The following is a 13,342-nucleotide window of genomic DNA, read 5'->3' as shown; positions in this document are numbered from 1 at the left end:
CCCGACGTCCCGATGTCCGCACCGCCCCACAAGGGCAACGCGGCCGCCGCCGCGCCCCTCACCGACGGCGAGTGGCACCGCCTGCACCCGCTGACGCCGCTGCTCAAGGGCGGCATCTTCCTGGTCGTGATCCTCGGGTACGTCCTCAACAACCTGCGCGACCAGATCGTCGAGGTGTTCATCCCCGGTTCCGGCGGCCCGCAGGAGGACGGTGACCCGGTCCGCTACGTGTACGAGCACGGCGTGGTCGGCTGGGTGCTGCTCGGCATCGCGGTGCTGCTGCTCGTGCTCATCGGGCTGTTCTACCTGTCGTGGCGGATGCACGAGTTCCGGGTGACGGGCGAGATCGTCGAGGTCCGGTCCGGCGTCGTGTTCCGCACGCACCGCAAGGCCCGGCTCGACCGGATCCAGGGCATCAACATCTCGCGGCCGCTCATCCCGCGGCTGTTCGGCACCGCCAAGCTCGAGGTCGCGCAGGCCGGCAACGACGCCAACGTGCAGCTCGCGTACCTCGGGGCGAAGGCGGCGGACGACCTCCGGCAGCGCATCCTCGTGCTCGCCTCCGGCGCGAAGGACCCCGGTCGGTCATCGGAGGCCGCGGCCGCCGCCGGTGGCGTCCGCCACGGGCGGGTCGGCGAGTTCCTGGCCCCGGAGCTCGACCCCGAGGCCGTGCACGCCACCCGGGTCGTGCGCGTGCACCCCGGTCGGCTCATCGCGTCGATGCTGCTCTCCGGCACGACCGTCGTCATCCTGTTGCTCGTCGTCGCGATCATCGTGAGCATCAGCCTGACCGGGCGGTACTTCCTGCTCGTGTCGCTGTTCCCGGCCGTGATCGGCGCCGGCGGCTACTACGTCCGGAAGTTCTCGAAGTCGCTGCGGTACACGATCGCCGAGACACGTGACGGCATCCGGATCGGCTTCGGTCTGTTCTCGACCTCGAACGAGACCCTGCCGCCCGGCCGCATCCACGCCGTGAGCGTCGCGCAGCCGCTGCTCTGGCGTCCGTTCGGCTGGTGGGACATCCGCATCAACCGGGCGACGAACGCCGGCAACGGAGCGTCGACGAACCAGCAGGTGTCGTCGATCGTGCTGCCCGTCGGTACCGCGGCGGACGTCCGTCAGGTGCTCGAGATCATCCTGCCGGAGCTGGTCGGGTCGGCCGTCGTCGGCCCGGCTGCGTCGATGGAGCGGATGCGTGAGGGCTCGGCCGAGGCCGTGGGCGTCGTCGACGACAGCCTCACCACCAGTGGTGACGAGGGCGGGTTCGTCCACTCGCCGGGACGCGGCCGGTGGTTGCGCCCGTTCTCGGCGTCGCGCAACGGGTACCGCTTCGTGCCCGGTGCGGTGCTGCTCCGCCTCGGTGCGGTGTGGCGCTCCCTCGTGGTCGTGCCGCTGCCGCGGGTGCAGAGCGTCAAGGTGACGCAGGGGCCGCTCGAGCGCGCGCTGCGCCTGGCGTCGGTGCACGTGCACACGGTGTCCGGTCCGGTGTCCGCCCGTGTCGGGGCGCTCGACGCCGGCGACGCGCAGCGCCTCTGGTCGGGCACCACCGAGCGCGCCGTCGAGGCCGCCGCCGCCGACACCTCGCACCGCTGGCGCGACGGCCAGGAGGCCCGACCGACCATCGGTGTGCCAGGTCACCACGCGCAGGTCCCCGTGCCCGGCGGAGCGCCCGCCGCACCGTCGTGGCTGACGCAGGGCGCGCCGCTCGCCGGGACCGGCGACGCGGGCTCCGGCTGGACGGACGTGCCCGGGCCGGGAGCGGTGCGATGAGGGCCGGACGGCTCGGCGTCGGCATCATCGGCGCCGGACGGGTCGGCCCCGTGCTCGGCGCGGCCCTGGCGAACGCCGAGCACGCCGTCGTCGGCATCACCGCCGTCTCCGAAGCCGGCCGCGACCGCGCCGAGGCGATGCTCCCCGGCGCGCCGGTCCTCGGCACCCCGGAGCTCGTCGAGCGGAGCGAACTCGTGCTCCTCGCCGTGCCGGACGACCAGTTGCCCTCGCTCGTGCAGGGGTTGGCCGACGCGGGGATCTGGCAGCCGGGCCAGCTCGTCGTGCACACCAGTCCCGACCACGGCGTCGACGTCCTGGCGCCGGCGATGCGGGCCGGGGCGATCCCGCTCGCGATCCACCCGGCGATGGCGTTCACCGGCACGAGCGTCGACCTCGCCCGGCTGCGGGACGCGTACTGCGCCGTCACCGCACCGGCGCCGGTCCTCCCCATCGCGCAGGCCCTCGTCGTGGAGATGGGCGCCGAGCCGTTCGTCGTCGCCGAGCAGGACCGGCCGGCGTACGCGGACGGGGTGCGCGCGGCGGTGAGCTTCTCGACGGCGATCATCGACCAGTCCGTGGGCGCGCTGGCCGGCATCGGGGTGGAGCACCCCGGGCGGGTGCTCGGCGCGCTCGTCCGGTCGGCGGTCGACAACGCGTTGACCGCGGCGGACGGGCAGTCGGCGCTCTGAGGGACGACCGGGGGAGGGCGGCCGGGCGGGTAGCATCGACGCGATCCCCCACGACCTCCGGAGCCGCACCCGCATGACCGACGAGACCGCCCCCGCCACGACCGACACCGCGGCCGAGACCGCCGTCGCCGACGCCGCCGCACTGGCCGAGCAGGAGACGAGCGAGCAGCGTCAGGTCCGGTTGGACAAGCGTGCGCGGCTCCTCGAGTCCGGTGTCGACGCGTACCCGGCCGAGCTGCCGATCACGACGACGATCCCCGCCGTGCGTGCGCAGTACGAGCACCTCGAGACCGGGCAGGAGACCGAGGACGTCGTGGGCCTCGCCGGCCGGGTCGTGTTCTCGCGCAACACCGGCAAGCTCTGCTTCGCCACGCTGCAGTCCGGTGACGGCGCCCGCATCCAGGCGATGGTCTCCCTGGCCGAGGTCGGCGACGAGTCGCTGGCCCGCTGGAAGGAGTTCGTCGACCTCGGGGACCACGTGTTCGTGCACGGCCGGGTCGTCTCCTCGCGTCGTGGCGAGTTGAGCATCATGGTCGACGAGTGGGCGATCGCGGCGAAGGCGATCCTGCCGCTGCCGAACCTGCACAACGAGCTGAACGAGGAGACCCGGGTCCGACAGCGCTACCTCGACCTCATCGTGCGCGAGGACGCCCGGACGACCGTCCGTGCCCGTGCTGCCGTGATGTCGTCGCTCCGGCAGACGTTCACGTCGCACGAGTACCTCGAGGTCGAGACCCCGATGCTGCAGACCCAGCACGGCGGCGCCTCCGCCCGACCCTTCGTCACGCACTCGAACGCCTTCGACACCGAGCTGTTCCTCCGCATCGCACCGGAGCTGTTCCTCAAGCGGGCCGTCGTCGGCGGCATCGACCGGGTGTTCGAGATCAACCGGAACTTCCGGAACGAGGGCGCCGACTCGTCGCACTCGCCCGAGTTCGCCATGGTCGAGGCGTACCAGGCGTACGGCGACTACGAGCAGATGGCTGACCTGACGCAGGAGCTCGTGCAGAACGCCGCCCGCGCGGTCACCGGCGGTCCCCTCGTCGTGACGCTGCCGGACGGCTCGGACTACGACCTCGGCGGGGAGTGGGCCCGCATGGACATGTACGGGTCGCTGTCCGAGGCCGCCGGGCGCGAGATCACGCCGGAGACGCCGGTGTCCGAGCTGCAGGCGCTCGCCGAGGCCGAGGGCGTCGAGGTCGCGCACGCCACGCACGGCAAGTACGTCGAGGAGCTCTGGGAGCACTTCAACTCGGACGAGCTGTACGCGCCGACCTTCGTGATGAACTTCCCGGTCGACACCTCGCCCCTGACGCGGCAGCATCGCACCCGTCCGGGCGTCGTCGAGAAGTGGGACCTCTACGTGCGCGGGTTCGAGCTGGCGACGGCCTACTCCGAGCTCGTCGACCCCGTCGTGCAGCGCGAGCGGTTCGTCGAGCAGGCGCGCCTGGCCGCCGGCGGCGACCCCGAGGCGATGCGCGTCGACGAGGAGTTCCTCCGGGCGCTCGAGCACGCGATGCCGCCGTCGGGTGGCATGGGCATGGGCGTCGACCGACTGCTCATGGCGATCACCGGCCTCGGCATCCGCGAGACCATCCTCTTCCCGCTGGTGAAGTAGGCCGGACCCCGTCCGGGAGGCCCGGTGCGCGTCGGACCAGCCACGGCCTCCCGACCGGGCGGGGTACCATGAACGCGTGCCGAATGGACTCGTGAGTGGGATCGTCTTCGCCCTGACCCCGACCGTCCTGCTCGGGCTGATCTTCTGGTTCGTGATGCGCGCGATCATCCGTGCCGACCGGACCGAGCGCACCGCCTACGCCAAGATCGAGGCCGAGGAGCGCGCCCGCTTCGAGCGTGAGCGCGGCATCACCACCTCGGCATCGACGAGCGCCGAGTAGCCGACGACGGTCGTCCCGCGGCACCGTCCGGTGTCCTGACGGTCACCCGTCGTTCACGCCGTCGTCGTCCCGCGGTGTGAGCATCGTCGGCATGTCCATCCTGCATCCCTCCGCATCACGCAGCCTCGTCGGTGACATCGAGAGCGAGTACGACGAGTTCGACCGCGACGCCGACCTCGAGGTCTCCAAGGCCAGGGACGGGTGGCTCGAACCCTCCTGGTGAGGCCTCCCACCGCATCCTCTTCGGGGTACGTCTGCCGGATCACACGATCCGGCGCGACGTACCCCTTTTCCCTTGTCCGGAACACGTTGCACCCCGGGGTACAGCAGTCCCCCTCGGGGCACAGCTGGAGTCACACGCTTGTCATTCCTGGCCGATCGGCGCGCTGACGCGGATCGAAGCGTGATCCGGCGGCGACGGGGTGTACCCCGACGCAGTGTCCCCCGAGGGTGAAGCACGGAGAAGCCTGAGAATCGATCGCTCCGGTTTGTGGGGTACACCTCCGGCCCGCCAAACTCGGTCTCAGCCCACGAAGGACCATCACCGTCACAGGCAGGGAGAGTCACCATGGCGATCGCAACGGCCGCACCCAGCACCACCTCGCGCCGCACCAAGAAGGCAGCGACCAAGACCACCTCCGCCGAGGCCACCACGCTCGACACCGTCGCCGAGGTCGAGGCGGACGAGCAGCTCGCCGGCGTCCGCGGCGCATCCGTCGACCAGGTCGGCGACTACCTCCGCCACATCGGCCGGCTCGCGCTCCTCACCGCCGAGGAAGAGGCGGACATCGCCCGCCGCATCGAGGTCGGCCTCTTCGCAGAGGAGAAGCTCCACAACGAGCAGGGCCTCGAGAAGTCCCTCGAGCGCGAACTGCGTTGGCTCGTCCGCGACGGTGAGCGCGCCAAGGAGCGCATGATCACCTCGAACCTCCGCCTGGTCGTCAGCATCGCCAAGCGCTACTCGCAGCGCGGGCTGCCGTTCATGGACGTCATCCAAGAGGGCAACCTCGGCCTGGTCCGTGCGGTCGAGAAGTTCGACTTCACCCAGGGCTACAAGTTCTCGACCTACGCCACCTGGTGGATCCGCCAGGCGATCTCGCGTGGCCTCGCCGACAAGGCGCGCACGATCCGCATCCCGGTGCACACCGTCGAGCTGATCAACAAGATCTCGCGCACCGAACGCGATCTCACCGTCGACCTCGGCCGTGCGCCGATGCCGGAGGAAGTGGCCGCCGAGCTGAGCATGAGCGTCGAGGAGCTCGTCGACCTCAAGGGCCGCTCGCACGAGCCGGTCTCGATCCACACCGTCGTCGGCGACTCCGACGACAGCGAACTCGGTGACTTCATCGAGGACGAGGACGCCGCGAGCCCGAACGAGCTCACCGAGACGACGCTCCTGCACCGCGACATCCGCTCCATCGTCGCCGAGCTGCCGAGCGACGAGGCCAACGTCATCCGCATGCGCTACGGCCTGGACGACGACAAGCCGATGACGCTCGACGAGATCTCGAAGATCGTGCACACCACTCGTCAGGCGGTCAGCCGCGTCGAGTCGCGTGCGAAGCTGCGCCTGTTCGCCAAGGCGGTCTCGCAGGACATGCAGCTGTACCTGACCGAGTAGGTCGGCAGACTTCGGCCGGCTCCTGGCGGAGCTGGTGCGGGGATCCGGGTCGATCCGTGGGAAGACGATCCGTGGGGTGATGGGATGAGGCCCGTCCGGTGCGAACCGGACGGGCCTTCCGTCGTTCCACGGGCCTCCCGTCCGCTCCGGCGCGTCGCGTCGCGTCGCGTCGGTCGGGCCGGGAGGCTCGGCGTGCGTCAGTCCTCGGTCTCGCGTCGCAGCTTCTGCCGCAGGTCGTGCGGGATGAGCTCGATGAGCTGGTCCGGCCGGAGCGGCAGGTCCAGGAGGCCGAGCTTGAGCCGCCCGGTGCGGCCGTGGCGCTCGGCGTCGAGCCGGACGACGCTGCCGGCGTCCTTGCGGAGCCGGACCTCCAGCTGCGCACCGGTCGCGACCTCTCCGACGACCAACCCGTCGACCTCGAGCGCTGCGCTGCGGGTGCCCTCGGCGATGTCGAACCGGTAGCGCTCACGGGCGGCGAGCACCACCGAGCGGTCGATGCCCGCCATCGGGGCCACCGGCGTGACGACCGAGCCCGAGAGTGCGGGGGAGAGGACCGGGCCACCCGCGGCGTAGTTGTACGCGGTGGACCCGGCGGGCGTCGCCGCGACGATGGCGTCCGCGCGGTAGTAGCCGTACATGAGCCCGCCGACGCTGAGGTCCGCGGAGACCTGGCCGGCACCGGGGCGACGGACGATGGTGATGTCGTTGAACGCCAGGTAGTCGGTCCGGGCGCCACCCCACGACAGCCGGGCCTCGAGGGCGTGGTGCGGTTCGAGCTGGTACTGCCCGGCCGAGAGCCGTTCGAGCGCGGCCTCGAGCTCGGGCGGTTCGATCTCCACCAGGAACCCGACGTTGCCGTAGTTCACGCCGAGCACCGGCACGGGCCGTCGGGCGACGAGCCGCATCGCGCCGAGCATCGTGCCGTCGCCGCCGAGTGCGACGACGAGGTCGACCCGGTCCGTGAACTCGTCGTCGTCCACGACGTCGATGTCGCTCCGGAGCCGGGCGGCGTCGATGCTCCGCGCCATGAGGCGACCGGCGCCGGACGAGTTCCAGCGGTCCAGGATGTCGACGGACTCCTGGACGTTCTTCGACGGGTGGACGACGAGGCCGACGACGGGCTGCTCCATGTCCCGGATCGTACCTGTCGGCTCTCGGGAACCGGCGGACGGGACGTGCCCGCGGTGGCCGGGGCGGGCCTCCCGGCAGGCTCGGTGCGCGCCGCGCTCCGAGGTCACGCCCACGGCGAACAGGGGCAGCCATGACGGGGAGCGCTGGTTAGTCTCGATGTACGTGACCGGACTCACACGAGTCCGGCTGTCGGCCCCCGATCCAACGGGGCCAAGGGAGAGCACATGTTCGAGAGATTCACCGACCGGGCCCGTCGTGTTGTCGTCCTCGCTCAAGAAGAAGCGAAGATGCTCAACCACAACTACATCGGTACGGAGCACATCCTCCTCGGCCTCATCCACGAGGGCGAGGGCGTCGCCGCCAAGGCGCTGGAGTCGCTCGGTATCTCCCTCGATGCCGTCCGCGAGCAGGTGCAGGACATCATCGGGCAGGGCCAGCAGCAGCCGACCGGGCACATCCCGTTCACGCCGCGCGCCAAGAAGGTCCTCGAGCTGTCCCTGCGCGAAGCGCTGCAGCTCGGCCACAACTACATCGGCACCGAGCACATCCTGCTCGGCCTGATCCGCGAGGGCGAGGGCGTCGCAGCCCAGGTCCTCGTGAAGCTCGGCGCCGACCTCAACCGGGTCCGCCAGCAGGTCATCCAGCTCCTGTCCGGCTACCAGGGCAAGGAAGCGGTCGCCGTCGGCGGCGAGCAGCAGCAGAACGCGCAGCAGGGTTCGCAGGTCCTCGACCAGTTCGGTCGGAACCTCACCCAGGCGGCGCGCGACGGCAAGCTGGACCCCGTCATCGGGCGCGAGAAGGAGATGGAGCGGGTCATGCAGATCCTCTCCCGTCGCTCCAAGAACAACCCCGTCCTGATCGGTGAGCCCGGCGTCGGCAAGACCGCCGTCGTCGAGGGCCTCGCCCAGGCGATCGTCAAGGGCGACGTGCCCGAGACGCTGAAGGACAAGCAGCTCTACTCGCTCGACCTCGGGTCGCTCATCGCCGGGTCCCGCTACCGCGGTGACTTCGAGGAGCGCCTCAAGAAGGTCACGAAGGAGATCCGCACCCGCGGCGACATCATCGTCTTCATCGACGAGATCCACACCCTCGTGGGTGCCGGTGCCGCCGAAGGTGCGATCGACGCGGCGTCGATCCTCAAGCCCCTCCTCGCCCGCGGTGAGCTCCAGACCATCGGCGCCACCACGCTCGACGAGTACCGCAAGCACTTCGAGAAGGACGCAGCCCTCGAGCGCCGCTTCCAGTCGGTGCAGGTCAACGAGCCGTCGCTGCCGCACACGATCAACATCCTCAAGGGCCTCCGCGACAAGTACGAGGCGTTCCACAAGGTGTCCATCACCGACGGGGCGATCGTCTCCGCGGCGAACCTGGCGGACCGCTACGTGCAGGACCGCTTCCTGCCCGACAAGGCCATCGACCTGATCGACGAGGCCGGCGCCCGCCTGCGTCTGTCGATCCTGTCGGCGCCGCCGGAGCTCCGCGAGTTCGACGAGAAGATCTCGACGGTCCGCGGCCAAAAGGAAGCCGCCATCGAGGAGCAGGACTTCGAGAAGGCCGCGAGCCTGCGCGACGAGGAGAAGAAGCTCCTCGGCGAGCGTCTCCGCCTCGAGAAGCAGTGGCGTGCCGGTGACGTCGCCGCGTCCGGCACCGTCGACGAGGGCATCATCGCCGAGGTCCTGGCGCAGGCCACGGGCATCCCGGTGTTCAAGCTCACCGAAGAGGAGACCTCGCGTCTCGTCTTCATGGAGAAGGCCCTGCACCAGCGCGTCATCGGTCAGGAAGAGGCCATCTCGGCCCTCTCCAAGACCATCCGCCGCACCCGTGCCGGCCTCAAGGACCCGAACCGCCCCTCGGGCTCGTTCATCTTCGCCGGCCCCACGGGCGTCGGGAAGACCGAGCTCGCCAAGGCGCTCGCGGAGTTCCTGTTCGACGACGAGGGCGCACTGATCTCCCTCGACATGTCGGAGTTCGGCGAGAAGCACACCGTCTCGCGCCTGTTCGGTGCCCCTCCCGGGTTCGTCGGGTTCGAGGAGGGCGGCCAGCTCACCGAGAAGGTGCGCCGCAAGCCGTTCTCCGTGGTCCTGTTCGACGAGATCGAGAAGGCCCACCCGGACATCTTCAACTCGCTGCTGCAGGTCCTCGAAGAGGGTCGTCTGACCGATGGTCAGGGCCGCGTGGTCGACTTCAAGAACACCGTCATCATCATGACCACGAACCTCGGTTCGCAGGGCATCGCCGGTGGTCCGGTGGGCTTCCAGGTCGAGGGTGACTCGGCCGTCGGCTACGACCGCATGCGCTCGAAGGTGAACGAGGAGCTCAAGAAGCACTTCAAGCCCGAGTTCCTCAACCGCGTCGACGACACGATCGTGTTCCCGCAGCTGTCGCAGTCCGAGCTGCTGCAGATCGTGGACCTGTTCGTGAAGCGCCTGTCGGACCGTCTGCTCGACCGCGACATGACCGTCGAGCTCACGCTCCCGGCCAAGGAGCAGCTCATCAAGGTCGGGTTCGACCCCGCCCTCGGTGCCCGACCGCTGCGTCGCGCGATGCAGCACGAGGTCGAGGACCAGCTGTCCGAGCACATCCTGCAGGGTGAGCTCAACGCCGGCGACCACGTGAAGGTCGACTTCGCCGACGGTGCGTTCCAGTTCGAGACCGGGCGTCAGCCGGGCCGCGAAGAGGTCCTCGCCGGCGCTCCCTCGCTCGAGAAGGCGCCTGAGGCGCCGACCGGCGAGAACGAGGGCTAGTCAGCCCAGGCACGAGACAGACGGGAGGCCCGGTACCAGCTGGTACCGGGCCTCCCGTCCGTCATGGGTGCAGAGCCCGGACATGACCGGAGGCGCGGTACCGAGCGGTACCGCGCCTCCGGTCAGCGCTGCGGGTGCGTCCTACGCCTGGACGTCACCGCGCCAGCCGTCGGCCGTGGGGGCCGCCTCGACGCGCTCCTTGTAGTTCTGCAGGTCCTTCTTGACGGCGTGGCCGCCGACGCCGACCGCGGAGCCGAGCTTCTCGAGGATGCCGGAGGGCTCCCAGTCGATCTGCACGGTGACGCGGGTCTCGGCGTCCGAGAGCTTGTGGAAGGTGACGACACCGGCGTGCTCGGTCTCGCCGTCCTTGACGGTCCAGGCGACACGCTCGTCCGGGTGCTGCTCTGTGATGAGGGCGCGGAACGAACGCTCCTGGCCGGCGACCTTCACGGTCCAGTCGGTGGTGGTGTCGTCGACCTGGACGATCTTCTCGACCTCGTCCAGGAACGTGGGGAACTCCTCGAAGCGGGTCCACTGGTCGTAGGCGGCGCGGACGGGGACGTTGACGTCGACGGTCTCGATGATCTGGGGCATGGTGCTCCTCCTGCTCGTCGTACTGGTGTAGGTCGGACGGTAGGCCGATGTGCCTGAGCGGTGCCCCCGATGCGTGTCCCCCGTGACGCGGTGTGACGTCCGCCGGGGTCGTAGGCTTGGGCGGATGACTGAGCACGGACGGCATGCGTTCTCCGAACGGGACGAGCACGGGATCCTGGTGCGCCCCGCCCTCGCGTCCGACGTCCCACACATCCAACGGCTGATCGCACCGTACGCGGACCGGCGGATCCTGCTCGGCAAGGAGAACGTCGTCCTGTACGGCTCCATCCAGCAGTTCCGGATCGCCGAGGGACCCGACGGCGTGCCCATCGGCTGCGGCGCCCTCGCCGTGTTCTGGGACGACATCGCCGAGGTCCGCACCCTCGCGCTCGACCAGGACTGGATCCACAAGCGCGTCGGCCACCGCATGCTCGAGGCGCTCGAGCACGACGCCCGCGAGCTCGGGGTCGCTCGGATCTTCTGCCTCACCTTCGAGGTCGACTTCTTCACGAAGCACGGTTACCTCGAGATCGGCGAGACCGTCGTCCCGCCGGAGGTCTACGCGGAACTCGTGCGGTCGTCGGACGAAGGGGTCGCGGAGTTCCTCGACCTCGCCCGGGTCAAGCCGAACACCCTCGGCAACACCCGCATGCTGAAGATCCTCTGACGGCTTCCCCTGCCCCTCGGCGGGGTTCCCCGGACGGTCCCGTGCTGGTGTCTACCCTGTGCGCATGTCGTCGTTGCGCCACCCCGTCGGACCCGAACGCCCCGGTGTGTACTGGCGCCGCCGAGCCCTGGTGCTCGGGGTGGTCCTGCTCGTCGCGGTCGTCGTCGTCCTCATCGTCGTCGGACGCGGCAACGGCGCCCCCGCCGCCGGACAGACCGACGCTCCCACCGCTCGTCCCTCCGCCGGGCCGGCTGCCGGGAGCGCGCCTGCCGGGTCCACCTCGTCAGCCGCTCCGACCGCCTCGGCGACCCCGTCCGCCCCGGCGAGGAAGGACGGCGCGGCGTGCGACGAGGACCAGGTCGTGCTCACGCCGGTCGTCGACAAGCGCGTGTACAGCGCCACCGAGGACCCGCAGATCGCGATGACGATCGAGAACACCGGGTCGAACTCGTGCCACCTGAACCTCGGCTCGTCGCAGCAGGTGCTCACCATCACCTCGGGCGAGGAGCAGTACTGGTCGTCGAAGGACTGCCAGACGGGCGGTGTCGACCAGGACGTCACGCTGAAGGCGGGCCAGGAGCTCACCACGCCGGCGATCGCCTGGGACCGGACCCGCTCGTCGACCACGACGTGCGACGCCGCTCGGCCCGCGGTCACGGCGGGTGGGGCCAGCTACCACCTGCAGGTCGGCGTCGGGTCGATCGAGTCGGCCGAGTCGGTGCAGTTCGTCCTCGACTGACCTCGGACGACTCCGCCGAGCCGGCGTGTCGGCTCCGGGAACGACGAAGCGCCGGGCCGGAGGATGGTTCCTCCGACCCGGCGCTCACGAAGACCGGTGTCAGCCGATGACGGTGATGTTCTCCGCCTGCGGGCCCTTGCGGCCCTCGGTGATCTCGAATTCGACCTTCTGGTTCTCCTCGAGCGACTTGTAGCCGTTGCCACCGATCGCGGAGAAGTGGGCGAAGACGTCAGCGCTGCCGTCGTCCGGCGCAATGAAGCCGAAGCCCTTTTCGTTGTTGAACCACTTGACAGTTCCAGTTGCCATTTCGGCGTTCCTTACTTTCTTACGTGCGCGGCGAGAGAATTCCACCACCGCGGGTTTCGACGACGTTGCCATCGAGTTGTGTGCGGCACCCGGCATCGAGCGGGGCGACGGAGATCAGAGGTTCAGTGCAATCGGTACGCACTGACCATCGGGCAGGTGAACGGGTCGCGCGCTGCGAGACCGACCCGGTTGAGGTACCGGACGACGATCCCGTAGGAGCGGAAGATCGTGGTCTCCGTGTACGGGACCCCGTGCTGTTCGCAGTGCTCACGCACGAGGGCCTTCGCACGACGCAGGTTGGGCCGCGCCATGCTCGGGAACAGGTGGTGTTCTGCCTGGTGGTTGAGGCCACCGAGCAGGTGGTCCACCCACACGCCACCAGTGATGTTACGGGAAGTCCGGACCTGGCGCGAGAAGAAATCGATCTTGGCCCCCTCGGCGATGACCGGCATGCCCTTGTGGTTGGGCGCGAACGACCCACCCATCATCACGCCGAAGACCGCCATCTGGACGCCGAGGAAGGCGAAACCGATGCCGAGCGGCATCACGGCGAAGACGAACCAGGCCAGCAGACCGAAGCGCGCGAGGAGCAGCACGGCCTCGAGACGGCGCTCCTGGACGGTGCCCTTGGCGGCCTTCCCGGTGACGACCGCGCGGATCGAGAGCCAGTGCAGGTTGGCGCCCTCAAGTGTCAGGAGCGGGAAGAACGCCCAGCCCTGGACCATCGCGAGCTTGCGGAGGAACCCGCGGCGCTGCACGGCGTCCTCCTCGATGAACACGACGCCGTCGGGGGCGATGTCCGGGTCCTTGCCGATCGTGTTCGGGTTGCCGTGGTGACGGTTGTGCTTGTTCATCCACCACGAGTACGACAGGCCGACGACGAACACGCCGAGCCACCGACCGGCGTGGTCGTTCCACTTGCGCGAGGCGAAGATCTGGCGGTGCGCGGCCTCGTGCGAGAGGAACGCGAACTGCGTGAACAGGACACCGAGCACGGCGGCCGGGATGAGCTGGAACCACGAGGCACCGAGCATGGCGGAGACGACGAAGGTCGCGGCGGTGAGGACCGTCAGGACACTGAAGACGGCCCAGTAGAAGCCGACACGGCGTTCGAGGAGGCCTTCGACGCGGACACGCTCGAGCAGGTCCTTGTACGTCGACGTGGGGGTCGGGGCTCCGGGGG

13 protein-coding genes are annotated in these 13,342 nt (G+C 69.8%); 9 read left to right on the top strand and 4 right to left on the bottom strand.

All coding sequences use genetic code 11. From position 1 onward, the window contains the following. Positions 1-12 precede the first annotated feature (12 nt). The 6 genes from DEI83_RS14480 (at position 13) to DEI83_RS14460 (ending at position 5,978) form a co-directional block, all read left to right on the top strand. Positions 13-1,770, top strand: coding sequence for a PH domain-containing protein (locus DEI83_RS14480; RefSeq protein WP_146243361.1), 1,758 nt, complete (start codon positions 13-15; stop codon positions 1,768-1,770). Further along, positions 1,767-2,459, top strand: a complete 693-nt coding sequence (locus DEI83_RS14475; protein ID WP_111082669.1) for a Rossmann-like and DUF2520 domain-containing protein — start codon at positions 1,767-1,769, stop codon at positions 2,457-2,459. The genes DEI83_RS14480 and DEI83_RS14475 overlap by 4 nt, the downstream gene beginning before the upstream one ends. 73 nt (positions 2,460-2,532) lie before the next feature. Then, a complete protein-coding gene (lysS, locus tag DEI83_RS14470; RefSeq protein ID WP_181431250.1) occupies positions 2,533-4,077 on the top strand; it encodes a lysine--tRNA ligase in 1,545 nt (514 codons plus the stop codon). Positions 4,078-4,153: 76 nt separating this feature from the next. Further along, positions 4,154-4,357, top strand: coding sequence for a hypothetical protein (locus DEI83_RS14465; RefSeq protein ID WP_111082643.1), 204 nt, complete (start codon positions 4,154-4,156; stop codon positions 4,355-4,357). A 91-nt stretch (positions 4,358-4,448) separates the two neighbouring features. Beyond that, positions 4,449-4,580, top strand: a complete 132-nt coding sequence (locus DEI83_RS16295) for a hypothetical protein (RefSeq protein ID WP_258371237.1) — start codon at positions 4,449-4,451, stop codon at positions 4,578-4,580. 345 nt (positions 4,581-4,925) lie between these two features. After that, a complete protein-coding gene (locus tag DEI83_RS14460) occupies positions 4,926-5,978 on the top strand; it encodes a sigma-70 family RNA polymerase sigma factor (RefSeq protein WP_111082642.1) in 1,053 nt (350 codons plus the stop codon). A gap of 197 nt (positions 5,979-6,175) precedes the next feature. Here the strand turns inward: DEI83_RS14460 and DEI83_RS14455 are convergent, their stop codons facing one another. Next, positions 6,176-7,108 carry an NAD(+)/NADH kinase gene (locus DEI83_RS14455; protein WP_111082641.1) on the bottom strand — a complete coding sequence of 311 codons (933 nt, stop codon included), beginning with the start codon at positions 7,106-7,108 and terminating at the stop codon, positions 6,176-6,178. Between the two features lie 225 nt (positions 7,109-7,333). Between DEI83_RS14455 and DEI83_RS14450 the strand changes: the two genes are divergently transcribed. Continuing rightward, a complete protein-coding gene (locus DEI83_RS14450) occupies positions 7,334-9,853 on the top strand; it encodes an ATP-dependent Clp protease ATP-binding subunit (RefSeq protein WP_111082640.1) in 2,520 nt (839 codons plus the stop codon). Between the two features lie 141 nt (positions 9,854-9,994). Here the strand turns inward: DEI83_RS14450 and DEI83_RS14445 are convergent, their stop codons facing one another. Then, complete coding sequence (locus DEI83_RS14445) at positions 9,995-10,447, bottom strand: SRPBCC family protein (protein ID WP_110825660.1); 453 nt, start codon at positions 10,445-10,447, stop codon at positions 9,995-9,997. 124 nt (positions 10,448-10,571) lie between these two features. Here DEI83_RS14445 and DEI83_RS14440 point away from each other — a divergent pair, with 124 nt between their 5' ends. After that, complete coding sequence (locus tag DEI83_RS14440) at positions 10,572-11,114, top strand: amino-acid N-acetyltransferase (protein ID WP_181431249.1); 543 nt, start codon at positions 10,572-10,574, stop codon at positions 11,112-11,114. 64 nt (positions 11,115-11,178) lie between these two features. Next, on the top strand, positions 11,179-11,853 hold the full coding sequence (locus DEI83_RS14435) for a hypothetical protein (RefSeq protein WP_111082639.1): 675 nt from the start codon (positions 11,179-11,181) through the stop codon (positions 11,851-11,853). Between the two features lie 99 nt (positions 11,854-11,952). Here DEI83_RS14435 and DEI83_RS14430 read toward each other — a convergent pair whose 3' ends face one another. Both DEI83_RS14430 and DEI83_RS14425 read right to left on the bottom strand, forming a co-directional pair. Then, on the bottom strand, positions 11,953-12,159 hold the full coding sequence (locus DEI83_RS14430) for a cold-shock protein (protein WP_065963953.1): 207 nt from the start codon (positions 12,157-12,159) through the stop codon (positions 11,953-11,955). A gap of 122 nt (positions 12,160-12,281) precedes the next feature. After that, entirely contained in the window at positions 12,282-13,304 is a 1,023-nt protein-coding gene (locus tag DEI83_RS14425; RefSeq protein WP_258371239.1) for an acyl-CoA desaturase, read from the bottom strand. Positions 13,305-13,342: the final 38 nt, after the last annotated feature.

Origin of the sequence: Curtobacterium sp. MCBD17_021, assembly GCF_003234525.1 — a bacterium.
Taxonomy (GTDB): domain Bacteria; phylum Actinomycetota; class Actinomycetes; order Actinomycetales; family Microbacteriaceae; genus Curtobacterium.
This window is presented reverse-complemented; position numbering and strand designations above follow the sequence as displayed.